The sequence below is a fragment of the Lentzea sp. genome (assembly GCF_036380075.1).
Taxonomy (GTDB): domain Bacteria; phylum Actinomycetota; class Actinomycetes; order Mycobacteriales; family Pseudonocardiaceae; genus Lentzea.
Window position 1 is genome coordinate 1 of sequence record NZ_DASVFL010000208.1, and the last position, 19,489, is coordinate 19,489.

15 protein-coding genes are annotated in these 19,489 nt (G+C 70.2%); 4 read left to right on the forward strand and 11 right to left on the reverse strand.

What is annotated here, in order from left to right:
* Window positions 1-256 (forward strand): Lrp/AsnC ligand binding domain-containing protein (locus tag VF330_RS22630; protein ID WP_330853650.1); only part of this gene is annotated, 256 nt, incomplete at its 5' end.
* Here the strand turns inward: VF330_RS22630 and VF330_RS22635 are convergent.
* The 3 genes from VF330_RS22635 to pyk form a co-directional block, all read right to left on the reverse strand.
* On the reverse strand, window positions 253-819 hold the full coding sequence (locus tag VF330_RS22635) for a Uma2 family endonuclease (RefSeq protein ID WP_330853651.1): 567 nt from the start codon (window positions 817-819) through the stop codon (window positions 253-255). The genes VF330_RS22630 and VF330_RS22635 overlap by 4 nt on opposite strands.
* 102 nt (window positions 820-921) lie before the next feature.
* Entirely contained in the window at window positions 922-1,833 is a 912-nt protein-coding gene (tesB, locus tag VF330_RS22640; RefSeq protein ID WP_330853652.1) for an acyl-CoA thioesterase II, read from the reverse strand.
* Window positions 1,834-1,935: 102 nt separating this feature from the next.
* Window positions 1,936-3,360, reverse strand: a complete 1,425-nt coding sequence (gene pyk, locus VF330_RS22645; RefSeq protein ID WP_330853653.1) for a pyruvate kinase — start codon at window positions 3,358-3,360, stop codon at window positions 1,936-1,938.
* 64 nt (window positions 3,361-3,424) lie between these two features.
* Between pyk and VF330_RS22650 the strand changes: the two genes are divergently transcribed.
* A complete protein-coding gene (locus VF330_RS22650; RefSeq protein ID WP_330853654.1) occupies window positions 3,425-3,769 on the forward strand; it encodes a VanZ family protein in 345 nt (114 codons plus the stop codon).
* On the opposite strand, the gene VF330_RS22655 is transcribed toward VF330_RS22650, so the two are convergent.
* Complete coding sequence (locus tag VF330_RS22655; protein WP_330853655.1) at window positions 3,717-4,364, reverse strand: DUF2461 domain-containing protein; 648 nt, start codon at window positions 4,362-4,364, stop codon at window positions 3,717-3,719. The genes VF330_RS22650 and VF330_RS22655 overlap by 53 nt on opposite strands.
* A gap of 76 nt (window positions 4,365-4,440) precedes the next feature.
* Here VF330_RS22655 and VF330_RS22660 point away from each other — a divergent pair, with 76 nt between their 5' ends.
* Together VF330_RS22660 and VF330_RS22665 are read left to right on the forward strand one after the other, a co-directional pair.
* Complete coding sequence (locus tag VF330_RS22660) at window positions 4,441-6,357, forward strand: helicase-associated domain-containing protein (protein ID WP_330853656.1); 1,917 nt, start codon at window positions 4,441-4,443, stop codon at window positions 6,355-6,357.
* Between the two features lie 61 nt (window positions 6,358-6,418).
* Window positions 6,419-9,283 (forward strand): NACHT domain-containing protein, encoded by a 2,865-nt coding sequence (locus VF330_RS22665; protein ID WP_330853657.1) that lies wholly within the window; start codon window positions 6,419-6,421, stop codon window positions 9,281-9,283.
* Here the strand turns inward: VF330_RS22665 and VF330_RS22670 are convergent.
* The 7 genes from VF330_RS22670 to gltB form a co-directional block, all read right to left on the reverse strand.
* On the reverse strand, window positions 9,273-10,085 hold the full coding sequence (locus tag VF330_RS22670; protein ID WP_330853658.1) for a DNA/RNA non-specific endonuclease: 813 nt from the start codon (window positions 10,083-10,085) through the stop codon (window positions 9,273-9,275). The genes VF330_RS22665 and VF330_RS22670 overlap by 11 nt on opposite strands.
* Window positions 10,086-10,231: 146 nt before the next feature.
* Window positions 10,232-11,563, reverse strand: a complete 1,332-nt coding sequence (locus VF330_RS22675; protein WP_330853659.1) for a SulP family inorganic anion transporter — start codon at window positions 11,561-11,563, stop codon at window positions 10,232-10,234.
* Between the two features lie 9 nt (window positions 11,564-11,572).
* Entirely contained in the window at window positions 11,573-12,046 is a 474-nt protein-coding gene (locus tag VF330_RS22680) for a carbonic anhydrase (protein WP_330853660.1), read from the reverse strand.
* A gap of 158 nt (window positions 12,047-12,204) precedes the next feature.
* Window positions 12,205-12,516: a hypothetical protein gene (locus VF330_RS22685; RefSeq protein ID WP_330853661.1), complete on the reverse strand. Its 312-nt coding sequence runs from the start codon at window positions 12,514-12,516 to the stop codon at window positions 12,205-12,207.
* Between the two features lie 124 nt (window positions 12,517-12,640).
* Complete coding sequence (locus VF330_RS22690; protein WP_330853662.1) at window positions 12,641-13,084, reverse strand: hypothetical protein; 444 nt, start codon at window positions 13,082-13,084, stop codon at window positions 12,641-12,643.
* A gap of 87 nt (window positions 13,085-13,171) precedes the next feature.
* On the reverse strand, window positions 13,172-14,677 hold the full coding sequence (locus tag VF330_RS22695) for a glutamate synthase subunit beta (RefSeq protein WP_330853663.1): 1,506 nt from the start codon (window positions 14,675-14,677) through the stop codon (window positions 13,172-13,174).
* Window positions 14,670-19,193 (reverse strand): glutamate synthase large subunit, encoded by a 4,524-nt coding sequence (gltB, locus tag VF330_RS22700; RefSeq protein WP_330853664.1) that lies wholly within the window; start codon window positions 19,191-19,193, stop codon window positions 14,670-14,672. Before gltB ends, VF330_RS22695 begins: the two co-directional genes overlap by 8 nt.
* Between the last annotated feature and the right edge of the window lie 296 nt (window positions 19,194-19,489).

The following is a 19,489-nucleotide window of genomic DNA, read 5'->3' on the forward strand; positions in this document are numbered from 1 at the left end:
CGTGGCCGGGTTCCGCGCGTTCGTGATGGCGCAGCCGGAGACGCGGTCGATCTTCCACGTGTCCGGGCAGGCGGACTTCCTGATCCACATCGCGGTGGCGGACTCCACGCACCTGCAGGCGTTCCTGATGGACAAGATCGCTTCGCGGACGGAGGTGCGGAACCTGACCTCGTCGGTGGTTCTGGAGCGGGTGGAGACGCGCGCTCTGACGCCGCCTTCCGGTCTGCGGCCCACGCACCGACGGCGGAAGGCCTAGCGGCGGCGGGTCAGCGCGTCGAGGTCGAACGCCAGCGGGGCAGGCCGAGTCAGCCGCACTTCGCCCACACCGTCCTCCACGAGCTTGTAGACGCCGTCCACGAGCTCGAACGCGGTCAGACTGATCAAATCTCCGAGCTCCACCAACCAGTAGTGCGCGATTCCCGCTTTGGCGTACTGCGTGGGCTTGGTGACGCGATCAGCACGCTCGGAGCCGGGCGACACGATCTCCACCGCGAGGACCACGTCTGCCGCGTCGAAGCGCTTGGGGTCGCGATCTGCTGCCTCTGACGTGACCACGACGATGTCCGGCTTGCGCACGGTTGGCCGGTTCGAGCTGTCGATCACCACATCGACGTCGGCATAGACCTCGAAGTCGCCCTGAAGCTGTTCGTCCAGCCAGTAGGCCAGCCGATTCTGGGCTTTCTGGTGCGGGGGTACAGCAGCGGCGACCACGTGCAGGACTCCATCCACGAGCTCGAGGTTCTTGTCCTCTGGCATCGCGTCCCACTCGTCCAAGGTCACCAGGTGCTCCGGCCAGGCTTGCGCGGCCAAGGCGCTCACCATCCCTCTGCTTCGAGCTCGACTACCAGACGAGTGTAGGCATCGGCTCGCCGTCCAGGAACGTTGATCACCTGAGCAGGTGCTTCGAACGTTTAATCGAACTCATGCACCACCGGGTGAAGACTTGATCACCCGGATCAACCCCTCCTGCACCACGGTCGCCACCAACTGCCCGTCCCGCGTGAAGAACCGCCCGGTGGCCAGCCCGCGGTTCCCGGAGGCGGAAGGCGACGAGGTGTCGTACAACAACCACTCGTCAGCCCGGAAAGCCCGGTGGAACCACATCGCGTGGTCCAGCGAAGCCCCGAGAACCTTGTCCAGCCCCCAATAAACCCCGTGCCGGGCCAGAACCCCGTCCAGCAGGGTCATGTCCGACGCGTAGGTCATCACGCACAACTGCAGCATCGGGTCGTCGGGCAGCTTGCCGTCCGCCTTCATCCACACCTGGGAGGCAGCCGCGCCCGGACCGTCCTCACGCGACTCCCACGGCGGCTCGGTCACGTACCGGACGTCGATCGGCCTCGGGAACTTCCGGTTCACCAGCGGGTAGGACGCGGCGGACTCGCTCCACGTCGGCAACGTCTCGGGGTCCGGCACCGCGGGCATCTCCGAGGAGTGCTCGACGCCCTGCTCCTCCACCTGGAACGAGGCGGAGAGCGAGAAGATCGCCTTGCCGTGCTGCACGGCCACGACGCGGCGGGTGGTGAACGAGCGGCCGTCGCGGATGCGGTCCACCTCGTACACGATCGGCACGCGCGGGTCGCCGGGGCGGATGAAGTACGAGTGCAGCGAGTGCACGCGGCGTTCCACCGGGACGGTGCGGCCCGCGGCCACCAGGGCCTGGCCCGCCACCTGGCCGCCGAACACGCGCACCGGCGACTCGGCCGGGGAGACGCCGCGGAAGATGTTCTCCTCGATGCGTTCCAGGTCGAGCAACGCGACCAGATCGTCCACTGCGGATTGTCCGCTCACACCGGACGGGTGCGAAGCGGCGGCACGGGCGGCCTCAGTCACGGCAGAACTCTCCTAGCGGCACGGCATCGGCCCCGCGCCCTCACGACCAGTATGAGGGGACGGGGCCGATGACATCGACCTCAGGGGTTGAGAGCCGAACCACTACGCGTGGTCGTCCTCGCCCAGGCGGTGCACGCGGATGAGGTTCGTCGAGCCGATGGTGCCGGGGGGCGAGCCGGCGACGACGACCATCAGGTCGCCCGCCTGGTAGCGGCCGATCTCCAGCATGGCCACGTCGACCTGGCGGACCATCTCGTCGGTGGACTCCACCTTCGGGACGATGAACGTCTCGGTGCCCCACGTCAGCGACAGCTGCGAGCGCACCGACGGCTCCGGCGTGAACGCCAGCAGCGGCAGGTGCGTGTGCAGGCGGGCCAGGCGGCGGACCGTGTCGCCGGACTGCGTGAACGCGACCAGCGCCTTCGCGTTCAGGCGCTCGCCGATGTCGCGGGCCGCGTACGAGATCACGCCGCGCTTGGTGCGCGGGACGTGGGTCAGCGGCGGCACGACGACCGACTCGGTCTCGACGGCCTCGATGATGCGACCCATGGTCTGCACGGACTCGATGGCGTAGCGGCCGACCGAGGTCTCGCCCGAGAGCATCAGGGCGTCCGCGCCGTCCAGCACCGCGTTCGCGACGTCGGACGTCTCGGCGCGGGTCGGGCGGGAGTTCGTGATCATCGAGTCGAGCATCTGGGTCGCGACGATGACCGGCTTGGCGTTCTCGCGGGCGATCTGGATCGCGCGCTTCTGCACCAGCGGCACGTGCTCGAGCGGCAGCTCGACGCCCAGGTCACCGCGGGCGACCATGACGCCGTCGAAGGCGAGGACGATGGCCTCGAGGTTGTCCACGGCCTCCGGCTTCTCGATCTTCGCGATCACCGGGAGGCGCTTGCTGCCCGAGCGGTCCATGACCTGGTGGACCAGGTCGATGTCGGCGGGCGAGCGGACGAACGACAGTGCGATGAAGTCCACGCCCAGCGAGAGCGCGAACTCCAGGTCCTCGATGTCCTTCTCCGACAGCGCCGGCACGGAGACGTCCATGCCGGGCAGCGAGAGGCCCTTGTTGTTGCTGACCGGTCCACCCTCGGTGACCTCGCAGACGACGTCGGAACCCTCGACGTCGACGACCACGAGGCCGACCTTGCCGTCGTCGACGAGCAGGCGGTCGCCGACCTTGGCGTCCTTCGCGAGCTCCTTGTACGTCGTCGACACGCGGTCGTGCGTGCCCTCGACGTCCTCGACGGTGACGCGGACCACGTCGCCGGTGTTCCAGTCGACCGGACCCGCGGCGAAACGGCCGAGGCGGATCTTGGGGCCCTGGAGGTCGGCGAGGATGCCCACGGCGCGGCCGGACTCGTCGGCTGCGGCGCGAACCATGTCGTAGACCTGCTTGTGGTCGGCATGGCTGCCGTGGCTGAAGTTCATCCTGGCCACGTCCATACCGGCCGCTACCAGGTCACGGACCTTTTCGGGCGTGCCAGTGGCGGGACCGAGCGTACAGACGATCTTTGCGCGTCGACTCACGTGTAGAGAGAGTAGACCTGGTTCCTGGACCGATCCCGAACTACCCATCGGTAATGTTTTGACGATGGGACGAGTATTTCCGTTCGTGATCGCGGCGTCGCTCAGCGTCGTCGTGCTGTTCACCCCCGAGTCAGGTGTGCCGAGCTCGCCACCTGGCACGGACAAGGTGGTGCACACCGCGTTGTTCGCGTTGCTCGCCCTCACCGGTCTCTACGCGAGGATTCGTCACATCCTCCTGGCGCTGGTCGTCTACGCGGGCGTCTCGGAGCTCCTGCAGCACCTGATCACGCCTCTGCACCGCAGCGGGGACGTGCTCGACGCCCTGGTGGACGTGCTCGGCATCGGCCTGGGCTGGGCTATCGCCGCGGCTGTTCGCTCACGCCGACGTGGTCAGCGCACCACGCGTTGAAGTCCCGCAACTGCCGCCACGACCTGCGCACCCGCTCCAGACACTCCGGCTCGTGCAGCGCGTCGTCGGGCTCCCAGACCTTGCGCACGTAGATCGACCGGTGCTTGAGCAGGTCGAGGTGCGGGTGGTCGTCGTCGAACCCGCGCGGCTTCGACTTCATCACGTCGCCGGCGAGCGTCCAGCCCTGCTTGACCAGCTTGTCCACGATCTTGCGCAGCAGCACGCCGTGCGCGCCGACCGAGGCCCGGTAACGGGCCAGCTGGTCGGACTGCATGTGGAACGAGCCGCCGCCGGTCATCAGGCCCTCGGGGCTGAGCTGCACGTAGTAGGCGCCGCCACCGCGGCCCTTCTCGATGACCGCGCCGCAGTGGTCTTTGTACGGTGTCTTGTCCTTGGCGAACCGCACGTCGCGGTACGGGCGGAACACCTTGCCCTCGCCGAACTCCTTCTCCAGCGCGAGGAGCAGGGCCTCCATCGGCGCCCGCACGTCGCGCAGGTAGGTCTCCTTGTTGTCGTCCCAGTACGCCTTCGTGTTGTCGAGCACCAGGCCGTCGTAGAAGTCGATGGCGTACTCGCCAAAACCGCTGAACGTCACCGAGTCAGCCTAGGCCGACCGCCCGAACGCGTGAAAATTCGTTTGAGGACACACAACCGGGGCCATAATCCGGTGAATGCCACGCCGTATCAACGCGCTCGCGACCTGGCTCCTCCAACTCGGGCCGGACGAGGTGGCCACGGTCCTCACGCACCGCCGCGACGTGGCGGACCGCTTCATCCGGACGGTGAAGGACCTCGCGACCCAGCTCACCGACCCCGACTCCGTGCGCGCCGCCGAGGACACGCTCGACCAGGGCGCGCTCGACGTGCTCGCCGTGGTCGTCGCGCAGGGCAACGCCGGCACCATCGACACGGTCTGCACCGAGCTGCACTGCACGGTCGATGACTTCGAACGGGCCTTCGGGCAGCTCAAGGACCGCGCGCTGGCGTGGCCGGACGGGCCGCGGCTGGTCGCGGTGAACTCGGTGCGCGCGAGCGGGACGCACGGCCGGCTGACGGCGCGGCCACGGCCGCCGCGCAGGCGCAAGGCGCTGGAGATCTCCCCCGTCGTGCCCGCCATGTCCACTGTGGACGGAGTGGCGCGGTTGCTCGCCCACTGCGAACAGGACGTCTTCGACGCCCGCGGCACCGGCGGCGTGGCGACCCTGGAGATCCGGCGGGCGGCCAAGGCGCTGAGGGTCGCGGACGGGGTGCTGCGGTTGTGGCTGGAACTGGCCGCCGAGGCCCAGCTGCTGGGCGTGGACCGGTCGCGGCTCTTACCCACCGCGCGGGGCGACGCCTGGCTCGGCTCGCAGCCCGGTGCGCGGCTCGCGGCGCTGGCCCGCGCCTGGCGGCGGATGGACTGGCGGCCGGAGCCCGACCAGGCGCGGGCGGCGTTGCGCGACTACCCCGGTGCCGCCGGGCTGGCGTTGCGGCGCGGCGCGCTGGAGCGGTTCTCCGCCGAGGAGGCCTTCGCCGACCTGGGAGAACTGGTCGACGACCTGGTCTGGGAACGGCCGGCGGTGCACGACCCGCGGGCGACGGCGGCGGTGATCGGCGAGATGGAGTCGCTCGGCCTGGTGGCGGGCGGCGCGCTGACGCGGCTGGGCGTCGCGGTGCTGCGGGACGGGGACGTCGAGGCCGCGGCCACCGAGCTGATGCCCGCGGCGACGGAGAAGGCCGCGTTCCAGACGGACATGACGGCCGTGGTGAACGGGCTGCCGTCGCCGGAGCTGAGCGCGACGCTGAACCTGGTGGCGGACCTGGAGGACAACGACGCGGCGCGGGTGTGGCGGATGTCGGCCGGGTCGGTGCGGCGGGCGCTGGACACCGGGTTGTCCGCGGACGCGGTGCTCGCGGAGCTGGCGGCGGTGTCGGAGGCGCCGTTGCCGCAGGCGGTCGAGTACCAGGTGCGGGACGTGGCGCGGCGGCACGGGCACCTGACGGTCACGGACGTGAAGAGCTGCGTGCGGGCCGCAGACTCCGTGCTGCTGCAGGAGATCTCGAAGTCGAAGCGCCTCGCGTCGTTGAAGCTGCGGTTCCTCGCGCCGACGGTGCTCGCCTCGGACCGGCCGATGGCGGAGACGCTGGAGGCGTTGCGGCGGGCCGGGTACGCGCCGACCGCGGTGGACGGCGGCGACCAGTCCATTGTGGAACGGATCGAGAGGCTGCGGGCGCCCGCCCGCGGCGAACGCCGGCCTGACCGCTGGTGGCGCACGGAACTGGACGACCTGGAGCTGGCCCAGCTCGCGATCCGGCTAGTGGAGCAGGAACGGCCGAGCGTCGGGCGCGGGACGCCGCGGGCAGGGGCTGCGCGGATGTTGCGCGACCAGAACGTCTTCCTGCGCGACGAGGAGGTCGTGCTGCTGGCGTCGGCGCTGGTGGACGGCAGCAGCGTCGAGATCAGGTACGCGAGCGGGCCGCGCAGGACCGAGACGCACGTCGTCGTCCCGACCCAGCACCTCGAGGGCGTGCTGAGCGCCGAGTGCGCGGACGGCACCAGCAAGGAGTTCGCGATCGGCCACGTCCGCGAGGTCGCCCTCCCCCGGTGACGCCGGTGAACAGCTGGTGAAGTCCCGGAACCCGAAGTGGTTCCGCGCTGATACTGGAGGTGTGGCCGACCCGATTTCCGCCGGACTGCTGATGGTGCTGGAGACCGTGCTGGAGCGAGTGCTCGTCGGTCTCTTCGACGTCGTGCACAAGGGCGCCAGGAACAAGAGGCGCCGGCGTGAGCTGACCAGGCCGGGACCGCTGGTGGAACGGGTCTCGAGCGAGCTGGCGCGCGGTGAGCTGAGCACCGTCGAGCAGCACGAGTGGCAGGCCGCCGTGGACGCGGTGCGCGAGTCGATCGAGGCCTCGCTGCCGTTGCGCGACGACGAGGCGTTGCGCGTGATGCTGACGCCGGAGTCGCTGCGGGCGCACGTGGCGTCAAGGTCCCAGCGGATCCGGCGGGCGGCGGGCCTGTCGGACCACGCGACGGCGGTCTACGACGCGGTGCTCCTGCGCGTCTGCGTCGCCGTGGTCGAGCTGGTGTGGTCGCAGCCGGAGTACGCGCGGCGGCTCGCGGTCGAGATGTTCCGGATGAGCCGGGTCACCGTCGACGCCGTGGCACGCCTCGCTGACCAGCGGCAACTGGCGCTCACGGCGTCGCACCGGGACTTCGAGGACCGGTACGCCGAGCAGGTCGCGCACTCGCTGGGCGGCCTGGAGCTGTTCGGCGTCTCGCGCGGGCGGGCGCCGCGAAGGCACTCGTTCGACACCTCGTACGTGTCGCTGGCGGTGGCACGGGTCGGCGACACCGACGAGCTGACCGGCGCCGGGCTGCCGGTGTCCGCGGCGCCGGCCGACACCACGAGGGTGCTGATCCGCGGCGGCGCGGGCGCGGGCAAGACGACGTTCCTGCGCTGGCTCGCGATGAACGCGCTGGGCGAGACCAGGACGTCGGGCAACGAGTGGCTCGGGCTGGTGCCGTTCTTCGTGCCGCTGCGGCAGTACTCGTCGCTGCCGAAGCCGGAGGAGCTCATCTCGCCGACCGCCGCGATGATCGAGGAGGAGAAGCCGTCGGGCTGGGTCACGGCGCGGCTGAAGGAGGGCCGCGCGCTGGTCCTCGTCGACGGCGTGGACGAGCTGGTGTCCGAACGGCGCGCCGAGGCGCGGCTGTGGCTCGAACAGCTCGTCAACGCCTACCCACAGGCCCGCTACGCCGTCACGACGCGTCCCGCCGCGGTGCCGGAGGACTGGCTGGAGGACGTCGGCTTCGAGACGTTCGACCTGCTGCCGTTGAGCGACAAGGGCGTGCGCGACTTCGTGGAGGCCTGGCACACGGCGGCCCGAGACGAGCCGGGCCTGACGCGCGACGCGCGGGTGTGGCTGACCGAGTGCGAGACGCGGCTGGTGGGGACGCTGGCGAAGCGGCCGGACCTGCGGCGGCTGGCGTCGAGCCCGTTGCTGGCGGGGTTGCTGTGCGCGTTGCACCAGGACCGGAACATGCACCTGCCGCGCGACCGCCGCTCGCTGTACGAGGCGGCGCTGGACCTGCTGCTGGTGCGGTGGGACGAGGACCGCGGGCTCGCGCTGCCGTCGTTCTCCAAGGAGGAGCAGCTCGTTCTGCTGCAACGGTTCGCGTACTCGCTGGTGCGCAACCGGGAGCTGATGGTGCCGCGCGAGGAGGCCGTGCACCGGCTCGGCAACGCGATGCGCGGCCTGCGGTCGCACGAGATCGACCCGGACGACGCCATGCAGCGGTTGCTCGAACGGGCGGGGCTGCTCCGCGAGGTGTCGAACGAACGGGTGCAGTTCGTGCACCGCACGTTTCGGGACTACCTGGCGGCCAAGGAGGTCGTCGACGCCGGCGACCTGAACCTGCTGGTGGACAGGGCACATCTCGACGAGTGGCACGACGTCGTGGTGATGGCCGTCGCGCACGCCCGGCCGCGCGAACGGGCCCGCGTGCTGATGGACCTGCTGGCGGGCAACGACGACACGCGCAAGGACGAGCGCGGGCGGGACAAGCTGCGGCTGCTCGCGCTGGCGTGCCTGGAGCAGGCCGACGTGATCGAACCCGAGACGGCGCGGGCGCAGGTCACGCAGGCCGCCGCCGCGCTGATCCCGCCGACGAGCTTCTCGCACGCGGACGCGCTGTCCGAGGCCGGGTCGTTCGTGGTCGACCTGCTGCCGGGCCCCGAAGCGGCGGAAGAGGCCGCGTACATCGTGCGGACGCTCGCGAACATCGGCGGTGAGGGCGCGTGGGAGCGGATCGCGGAGTTCGTCGCCGTGGACCACGCGATGGTCATCGACGAGCTGCTGCGGGCGTGGCGGAACACGCCGGACGCGGAGAAGTACGCCAGGACCGTGCTCGCGAAGGTGGACTTCGGCGACCGGCGCGTGGACGTGCGCGGCTGGCACCGGATCCAGTTCATCCTGCACCTGGAGAAGCTGCGGTACGTGCGGTGCATCGGCAACATCAACCCGCTCGACCCGTTGGGCGCGATGCCGTCGCTGCACCGGTTGGAGCTGTGGCAGAACGAGGTCATGCGCGACCTCTCGCCGCTGGCGCTCTCCCGGTCGTTGAAGGAACTGCACCTGAGCCGCTGCCGCCCGCTGGGGCGGATCGACCTGTCGCCGGTGAAGGACCTGGACGAGCTGCACCTGCACTTCAGCCGCGTCGACCTGGAGTCGCTGGCCGGCGGGTCGGTGCGGCGCCTGCAGATCCGCGACTCGGCGACCGACGGCGGACTGGCCGCGGTGCCGGAGCTGCCCGCGCTGCGCGAGCTGGCGGTCGACCACCGCCCGCCCTACCCGCTGGCGGGGCTGGAGCGGTGGCCGACCGTCACGACGCTGGAGGTGTTCGGGGTGCCGGCGGCGGACGACGCGCGCGCGCTGCCGGCGTTGGAACACCTGGTCGTGCACCAGCCGGAGTCGCCGGCGAGGCTGGAGGAGCTGCGTCAGCGGCTGCCGGGGGTCACCGTCACCACCTGATGTCGGCGAGGCTGTCGAGCGGCTTGCGCTCGGACTCGTCGAGCAGCTGGACGGCGGCGGTGTCGGCGGCGTGCAGCTCGGCCGGGAAGGTGAAGCTCGTGCGCTTCTCCAGCTCGGTCAGCGACACCTGGAACACCCGGAACTCGTCGAGGTCGAGCGCCTCGGCCAGGATCAGGTTCTGGGTGAGCAGGAACGCGCTGCAGCGCAGCTCGCCGTCCACGACGAACGTGATCGCCTTGTAGAACTCGCGCGGGATCGCGACGCTGCGGAACACCCTGTCGTCGGCGTTGAACACCGGGCCGCCGTAGACGCTGACCTTGAGGTCGTCCACGTCGACGTCGGCGAGCACCGCGTCCTCCAGCCTGCCCCAGAGCCCTTCCTTCGTGCTCTGGTTGAAGTCGTCCATCTGCGGCGTGATGTTCGTGAAGAAGAACGAGTCCTTGTTCGCCCGCTGCGCCTCGGCCTTCGCGCCCCAGCACAGGTCGGCGCGCCGCGCGAGGTGGCCGCGGTCGAGCCGGTTGTCGCGGTAGAGCTCGTCGCCGGTCTGGAACTCGGCCGGGACGCGCGGGTCCTTGACGAACGGGATGCCGCTGCGGCTCAGCGCCTTCAGCTCGCCGCCGTCGATGTTCCACGCGACCCAGATCGCGAACTTGCGCGACTTGCTCAGCGCGAGCGAGAAGTGCGTGTAGTCGATCGTGGTCGAGCCGTTCAGCTCGACGGCGTCGTCCGCTCCGGAGTCGTTCAGCACCGGCAGCCCCGCCGCGGTGCCGAGGAACTTCGCGTCGAATCCCGCACTGGCCATCGTGTCGCCCCCTACTGGTTCATCTGCTGGGTCGACACATCTCACACCGCCGTTAGCCGGGTGCACCCGAACGGCCCAGTGTTCACCGGAACTTCCCCGTGGCGACAGGGTGGCGCCGCGACCGCCACGGCCGCGGCGCCCTCGTCCTACCGCCCGACCAGCTCGACCGTCCTGCCGGCCCGGCGGGACTCGTCGACCCACTGGTCGATGGCCTGCCCGCAGGCCTGGTCGAGGTGCCGGACCTCGCTCAGGTCCATCCGGACGTGCTCGCGGTCGACCCGCTCCAGCTCGTCCAGCAGCCGCGGCAGCCGCAGGAACGTCGCGTTGCCGCGCAACGCCACCCCGTCGGCCGTCACGACCACCGACAGCCGGGACACGTCCCAGGCCGTCTTCACGACCGCGGCCAGCAGGCCGACGACCGTGCCGGTCAGCAGGTCCGTGGCCACGATGAGACCCGCGGTCAGCACGAGCACCGCGACCTCGGTCCTGTCCTTGCGCCACAACGGGAGCAGCTGCCCGAGCCCGAGCAGCTTCCAGCCGGCGTGCACCAGCACCGCGGCCAGCACGGCCACCGGGATCAACGTCAGCATCCCCGGCACCGCCACCACGAACACCAGCAGCCACACGCCGTGCAGCACCCTGGACGCCTTCGTGCGCGCCCCGGCCGCCACGTTCGCCGAGCTGCGCACGATGACGGCCGTCATCGGCAACGCGCCGAGCAGGCCGCAGATCGTGTTGCCGACGCCCTGCGCGACCAGCTCCTTGTTGTACCGCGTGCGCGGGCCGTTGTGCATGCGGTCGACCGCGGCGGCGCTGAACATGCTCTCCGCCGACGCGACCAGCGCGAACACCACGGCCGTGCCGACGATCCCGGTGTCGAGCAACGAGAGGTCCGGCAGGTGCACGTCCGCGGACAGCGTGCCGACGGAGATCCTGGCGACGTCGGACGCGAACACCGCCGCCACCGCGGTGCACACGACCACGCCCACCAGCACACCCGGCACGACCCGCAGGGGAGTCCGCTGCCACAGCAGCATGATCACGACGGTCAGCAGGCCCAGCGCCATCGCGACCGGCGACGCGAGGATCGGCTTGAGCTGCCCGAAGATCAGCACCAGCCCGATGCCCGCGAGCATGCCCTGCACCACGGCGGGCGAGATGGCGCGGAACCACCGCCCGCACCGGAGTAAGCCCAGCACGACCTGCAACAGCCCGGCGCCGAGCACGATGATGCCCAGCGCCTGAATCCCGTGCCGGCCGACGGCGTCCGCCACCAGCACCGTCAGCCCGGCGGCCGGTCCGCTCACCTGCATGGTGCTGCCCGGCAGCAGGCCGACGACGATGCCGCCGACCACACCGGTCACGATGCCGAGCTCAGCCGGCACACCCGACGCCACCGCCACGCCCACGCACAGCGGCAACGCCACGAGGAACACGACGACCGACGCACCGAGGTCGGCCCAGTACTTGTTCTTCATGCCGGACCCCTAGAGCGGAAGGAAGGCGTGCTCGTCGCACGCGGAGACCTCGCCGGTCTCGATGTCGTAGAACCAGCCGTGGACGCGCAGCTCGCCCTCCGCCACCTTCGCGGCGACGAACGGGTAGGCCAGCAGGACGTCGAGCTGCGCCCGCACGTGCTGCTGCCCCTCCGTGCGCATGGCCGGTTCACTGACCTGACGCGGTTCCTTCGGCCGCAGCCACCCGCGCATCGCGGGCAGGTGGTCGATGCCGCCCCCGGTCAACGCGCCCACCGCGCCGCAGTGCGAGTGACCGCACACGACGATCTCGCTGACCCCGAGCTGGAGCACCGCGAACTCGATGGTCGCCATCTCGCTGCTCGGGGCGTGCAGCGAGTACGGCGGAATGACGTTGCCCGCGGTCCGCAGCTCGAACAACGAACCGGGCTCCGCGCCGGTGATGGCGGCCGTGACGATGCGCGAATCGGCGCACGTGATGAACATGGTGCTGGGCCGCTGCCCCGCCGCGAGCTCGCGACCGAGTGCGCTCGACCGGGAAGCGGCGTGTGCGCGGGCATGCTGAACAAAGCGATGGAAGTCCACGGGAGTCCCTCACTGCATTTGACGAAAAGTGTTCGGTTTTGATCGGCGGCAAGGGCCGATCAGTTCCGGAACACCTGCAATGCGGGAGGTGTGCGCCAGACCGATATCGGTTCGGCGGAGGACACCGGCACGGCACGCGGCTGGTCCTGCAGCGCGAGCGCCGGCACGGACGACGGCCTGGCCAGCGAGGACTCCCGGTCGGGCGCGACGGCCACGCGCAGCCTGTTCGTCTCGCGCTCCTCGCGGGGCGCTTCCTCCTTGGGCACGGACGTCTTGGACTTCGGCGGCGGCGCGCTGACCGACGCGGTCGAGATGGCCGGAGTCAGCACGGCGCACAGGGCGACCACGATCGCGAGCAGAACGCTGCGCATGGCTCACCCCCGACCGAGTCGAACTGCTTTCACCCAGTTTTACCGGAGCACGTGACGCGATGGTTAACAGATGACATGGAACACCACTTTGGCACCCAAATTCACCCGAAAGCGTTTATACGTTTCACGGAGTGGAACGGCCACCATTCGAGACGATGCCGAATTTCTCTTCGACCATCCGCCAAAACGCGGGAACGGCGTCCGCGACGGGGTGCTGCCGGATCTCCTTGCGTCCCCGCCTGCGCTTCTTGCGGCCGTGGAACGTCATCGCGAAGCAGCCGTCGTCGACCGGAGCACCCGTCGACGGTGAGATCACCTTGATCGTCTCGTAGTGGCCGTTCGTCGTGTCCAGCGACACCACCACGAGGTCGTGCATCGACGTGACCACGCCGAGCCGGTCCGCCACGTCGCTCGCCAGCACGCTCGCGACGATGTCCCGCAGGTACTGGTGCGAGGCGAAACCCTCGTCCTCCCGGCGCAGCCCGTCGAACCACTCCGCCACCCCGGCCCAGGTGGCGCCCCTGAATTCGCCCTCGATCGACGCGAACGCGAACGCGAAGTCCTCCACGTGCCCAGAGTAGGGAAAGGCGAACGCCCCGGCCGACGTCGTTGTCGACCGGGGCGTCATGCTGCTCTCTGCTGACTGACTCCGTTGTCAGACCACAGCGAGCGGAAGCTGGTTGGGGATGACGGGCGAGGGCAGGTTCGACGCGCCCATGAGGAACTTGTCGACGGCGTTGGCCACCGACCGCCCCTCCGCGATCGCCCACACCACCAGGGAAGCGCCGCGGTGCGCGTCACCGCAGACGAACACGCCGGGCGCGGTGGTCTGCCAGTCCGAGCCGCACGAGATGGTGCCGCGCGTGGTCAGGGAGATCCCGAGGTCGTCCAGCAGGCGCATGTGCTCGACGCCCTCGAAGCCGATCGCCAGCAGCACCAAGTCCGCGGGCAGCACCTCGACCTCGTCGGACAGCGGCACGACCGAACGACGGCCGGACGAGTCCTTCTCGACGCGCACCTGCTGCAGCTCGATGAACCGCACGTGGCCCTCGTCGTCGCCCACGAAGCGGCGGACGGCCACAGTGAAGCGGCGCTCGCCGGCCTCCTCGTGCGCGGGGTAGGTGCGCAGGATGTGCGGCCACACGGGCCACGGGGAGCGGTCGTCGTCGCGCACCGAGGGCGGCATCGGGTACTGGTCGAGCTGCGTCACCGACAGCGCGCCCTGGCGGGTCGCGGTGCCGTAGCAGTCGGCGCCCGTGTCGCCACCGCCGATGACGATGACGTGCTTGCCCTCGGCGGAGATCGCGGACGGGCCGTCGCCCTCCACCGCGCGGTTCGCGGGCACGAGGTGGTCCATCGCGAGGTGGACGCCGTCGAGCTCACGGCCGGGGGTGGACTTGTCGTCACGGCCGCGCAGCGCGCCCACGGCCAGCACGACCGCGTCGAACTCGGCGCGCAGCCCCTCGACCGTGACGTCGACGCCGACCTCGCAGCCGGTGACGAACCTCGTGCCCTCGCGGCGCAGCTGCGCCAGACGGCGGTCGAGGACCTTCTTCTCCATCTTGAACTCGGGGATGCCGTACCGCAGCAACCCGCCCAGGCGGTCGTCCCGCTCGTACACGGTGACCTCGTGTCCGGCCCGGGTCAGCTGCTGCGCGGCGGCGAGACCGGCGGGGCCGGAACCGACGACCGCGACGCGCTTGCCGGAGGACACCGCGGGCTGGGACGGCTGGACGTAGCCGTTCTCCCACGACACGTCCGCGATGGTCTCCTCGACCCGCTTGATCGCCACGGCACCGCCGGCGTCGTGCGAGATCGCCAGCACGCAGGCGGCCTCACACGGAGCCGGGCACAACCTGCCCGTGAACTCCGGGAAGTTGTTGGTGGCGTGCAGGCGGTCCGAGGCGAGCTCCCAGTCGCCGCGGCGCACCAGGTCGTTCCACTCGGGGATCAGGTTCCCGAGCGGGCAGCCGGCGCTTCCGCTGTGGCAGAAGGGGATGCCGCAGTCCATGCACCGCGTCGCCTGCGTGCGCACGGCGGCGTTGCGCTCCTCCGGGGGCTCCTGGAGGTAGACCTCGTTCCAGTCCTGCAACCGTTCCGGCTTCGGACGCTTCGGCGCGTCGGAGCGGGAGTGCTTGAGAAAACCCTGTGGATCAGCCACGAGACGCCTCCATGACAGCCGCGTCAACGTCCCGGCCCTCGGCGCGGGCGAGGCGCATGGCCTCGAGAACGCGCTGGTAGTCGCCGGGCATGACCTTCGTGAACGCACCGGCCCGACGGGTCCAGTCACCGAGCAGCGACGCGGCGACGGCGGAGCCGGTCGCCTGGTGGTGCTTGGTGACGGCGTCCTTGAGCCAACGCAGGTCCTCGGCGCTGAGGCGCTGCAGTCGCACCATCTCCTGGTTCACCGACAACGGGTCCAGGTCGAGCACGTACGCGATGCCGCCGGACATGCCGGCCGCGACGTTGCGCCCGGTCGGCCCGAGCACCACTGCCCGGCCACCCGTCATGTACTCGAACGCGTGGTCGCCCACGCCCTCGGCCACGAGCAACGCGCCGGAGTTGCGCACGCAGAACCGTTCGCCCACGCGTCCGCGCAGGAAGACCTCGCCGGACGTGGCGCCGTAGCCGATCACGTTGCCCGCGATCACCTGCTGCTCGGCGCGGAACGGCGCGTCGTCGTGCGGCCGGACGACGATCCGGCCACCGGACAGGCCCTTGCCGACGTAGTCGTTCGCGTCGCCGACCATCTCCAGCGTGATGCCGCGCGGCAGGAACGCGCCGAGCGACTGGCCGGCCGAGCCGGTCAGCTTCACGTGGATCGTGTCGTCCTCCAGGCCCTCGCCGCCGTAGCGGCGGGTGACCTCGGCGCCCAGCAGCGTGCCGACCGTGCGGTTGACGTTGCGGACGGGCAGTTCGAGGGTGACCTTGTGCGCGTCCTCCAGCGCCGCCTCCGCGAGCTGGATGAGCGTGCGGTCCAGGGCCTTGTCGAGGCCGTGGTCCTGGTCGCGGATCTTGCGCTTCGCCGTCGGGTACGGGGTCTCGGGCACCTCGAAGACCGGGTCGAGGTGCAGGCCCCCGGTCTTCCAGTGCTCGATCGCCTCGTCCTTGTCGAGCAGCTCGGCGTGGCCGACGGCCTCGTCGATCGTGCGGAACCCGAGCTCCGCCAGCAGCTCCCGGACCTCCTGCGCGATGAACTCGAAGAAGTTCACGACGTGGTCGGCCTGGCCGGTGTAGCGGGCCCGCAGGTCGGGGTTCTGCGTGGCGACGCCGACCGGGCACGTGTCCAGGTGGCAGACGCGCATCATCACGCAGCCCGCGACGATCAGCGGCGCCGTGGCGAAGCCGAACTCCTCCGCGCCCAGCAGCGCGGCGACGACGACGTCACGACCCGTGCGCATCGCGCCGTCGACCTGCACGGTGATGCGGTCGCGCAACCCGTTGAGCAGCAACGTCTGCTGGGTCTCGGCGAGGCCGATCTCCCACGGCGTTCCCGCGTGCTTCAACGAGTTCATCGGCGAGGCGCCGGTGCCGCCGTCGTAGCCCGAGATCAGCACGACGTCCGCGTGCGCCTTCGCCACACCGGCGGCGACCGTGCCGACGCCGATGGACGAGACGAGCTTCACGTGAACCCGGGCCTGCTCGTTCGCGTTCTTCAGATCGTGGATGAGTTGCGCCAGGTCCTCGATCGAGTAGATGTCGTGGTGCGGCGGCGGCGAGATCAGACCGACGCCCGGCGTGGAGTGCCGGGTGCGCGCGACCCACGGGTAGACCTTGAAGCCGGGCAGCTGGCCGCCCTCGCCGGGCTTCGCGCCCTGCGCCATCTTGATCTGGATGTCCGTGGAGTTCACGAGGTACTCGCTCGTGACGCCGAACCGTCCACTCGCGACCTGCTTGACCGCGGAACGCCGTTCCGGGTCGTACAGGCGCTCGCGGTCCTCACCGCCCTCACCGCTGTTCGACCGGCCGCCGAGGCGGTTCATCGCGATGGCGAGGGTCTCGTGCGCCTCGGCCGAGATCGAGCCGTACGACATGGCGCCGGTGTTGAAGCGCTTGACGATCGAGCTGACCGGCTCGACCTCGTCGATCGGGACCGGCGTGCGGCCCTCGCTGCGGAACTTGAACAGGCCGCGCAGCGTGCCGCCCTGCCGGGAGATGCGCTCGACCTCCGCCGTGTACTGGCGGAAGACGTCCTCCTTGCGCGTCTTCGTGGCGTGCTGGAGCAGGAACACCGTCTCCGGCGTGAACAGGTGCAGCTCGCCCTCGCGGCGGTAGGAGTACTCGCCACCCACTTCGAGGCGGCGGTGCTCGCGCGCGGTCGGGTTGTCCGGGTGCGCGCGGCGGTGGCGCACGGCCACCTCCTCGGCGAGGACGTCCAGGCCGGCGCCGCCGAGCTTGGACTGCGTGCCGGTGAAGTACTCGTCCAGCAGGTCGTTCGACAGGCCGACGGCCTCGAAGATCTGCGCGGCGGTGTAGGCGCCGACGGTCGAGATGCCCATCTTCGACATGATCTTCAGGACGCCCTTGACGAGCGCCTTGACGTAGTTGCGGATCGCCTTGTGCGCCGGGACGCCGGTGATGGCGCCCTGGCTGATCAGGTCCTCGATCGTCTCGAACGCGAGGTACGGGTTCACCGCGGCGGCGCCGTAGCTCAGCAGCGCGGCGACGTGGTGGACCTCGCGGCAGTCGCCGGACTCGACGACGAGCGCGACGCGCAGGCGTTCCTTGGTGCGCACCAGGTGGTGGTGCACCGAGGAGACCAGCAGCAGCGACGGGATCGGCGCCATCCGGTGGTCCGAGTCGCGGTCGCTGAGCACCAGCGTCCTGGCGCCGTTCGCGATGGCCTCCGACGCCTCGCGGCGCACCCGCTCGATCGCGGCGGTCAGCGCCTCGCCGCCACCGTCCACTTCATACAGTCCGGACAGGACGGTGCAGGCGAAGCCCGGCAGGTCGCCGTCGTCGTTGATGTGGATGAGCTTGGCGAGCTCGTCGTTGTCGATGACCGGGTAGTCGAGCGTCACGTGGCGGCACGAGACCGGGCCCGGCTCCAGCAGGTTCTGCTCGGGTCCCATCACGCGCTTGACGGACGTGACGATCTCCTCGCGGATCGCGTCCAGCGGCGGGTTGGTGACCTGCGCGAAGTTCTGCACGAAGTAGTCGTAGAGCAGCCGGGAGCGCTGGCTCAGCGCCGCGACCGGCGTGTCCGTGCCCATGGACGCGAGCGGCTCCATGCCCGAGACGGACATGGGCGTCAGCAGGATCCGCAGCTCCTCCTCGGTGTAGCCGAAGGTGAGCTGGCGGCGCACGACCGACTCGTGGCTCTGCACCACGTGCTCGCGGTCGGACAGGTCGGCGAGGTCGAGCAGGCCGGCGTGCAGCCACTCGTCGTAGGGCTGCTCCGACGCGAGGTTCGACTTGAACTCCTCGTCGTCGATGATGCGGCCCTGGGCGGTGTCCACCAGGAACATGCGGCCGGGCTGCAGGCGGCCCTTCGCGACCACCTGATCCGACGGCACGTCGAGCACACCGGTCTCGGACGCCAGCACGACGCGGCCGTCGGCGGTCTGCCACCAGCGGGCGGGGCGCAGGCCGTTGCGGTCGAGCACCGCGCCGACGAGCTCGCCGTCGGTGAACGTGACGCAGGCCGGACCGTCCCACGGCTCCATGAGCGAGGCGTGGAACTGGTAGAACGCGCGGCGCTTCGGGTCCATCGTGGCGTGGTTCTCCCACGCCTCCGGGATCATCATCAGCACGGCGTGCGGCAGGCTGCGGCCGCCGAGGTGCAGCAGCTCCAGCACCTCGTCGAACGACGCCGAGTCCGAGCCGTCGGGGTTGCAGATCGGGAACAGCCGCGCGAGGTCGCCGGGAATCAGTTCGCTGTCCAGCAACGCCTCGCGGGCGCGCATGCGGTTGCGGTTGCCGCGGACGGTGTTGATCTCACCGTTGTGCGCGACGAACCGGAACGGGTGCGCGAGCGGCCACGACGGGAAGGTGTTCGTGGAGAAACGGCTGTGCACCAACGCGATCGCCGAGTAGAGGCGCTCGTCGTGCAGGTCGGGGAAGAACTCCGGCAGCTGCGCGGTCGTCAGCATTCCCTTGTAGACGATCGTGCGCGACGACAGCGACGGGAAGTAGACGCTGCCCTCGTGCTCGACCCGCTTGCGCAGGCAGAAGGCCAGGCGGTCCAGGGCGATGCCCGCCTCGTCGCGGGCGCCCTTCACGAACAGCTGCGCGAAGTGCGGCGCCACCGACATCGCCGTGGGGCCGACGTCGGCCTTCTCCGGCTCGGTCGGGACGTCGCGCCAGCCCAGCACGACAAGGCTTTCCTCCTCGGCGATGCGCTCGATCTGCCGCATCGCGTCGGCGCGTTCTTCGGGTTCGAACGGCAGGAAGGCGATGCCCGCCGCGTACCGCCCGCGCTCGGGGAGGTCGAACTCGGCCACGGCGCGCAGGAACTCGTCCGGCAGCTGCAGCAGGATGCCCGCGCCGTCACCCGACGTGGGCTCGGCACCGGCCGCACCGCGGTGCTCCAGGTTCGCCAGTGCTGTCAACGCATCGCTCACGATGCCGTGGGAACGCCTGCCCTGGATGTCGGCCACCATGGCGACACCGCAGGCGTCGCGCTCGTCAGCGGGGTCGTACAGACCCTGGGGGCCGGGGATGGCGGAGAAGATCACTGCGCAGACCTCCTTCGTCGTCCTCGCGTAAAGAACTGATGTCCCTCGTGCTCAGACCTCGAACCAACAGGTGGGAGCACGGGACGACGATGGCCCGCGTGTTGACGCGACTTTAACAGCCGCGAAACCCAGGGACACCCGCCAATGGGTGATCTAGGTCATGGATGTGTAACGATTCCCCGCTGCTGAGCGACATTGCGGCCAACGTCGGCGTTCGTTACAGCCGGGTTAGCGTAACCGAACGTTCAACTCCGGCCAGTCGGATGAGAGCTGCGCGACATTCGCGGGTTACCAGT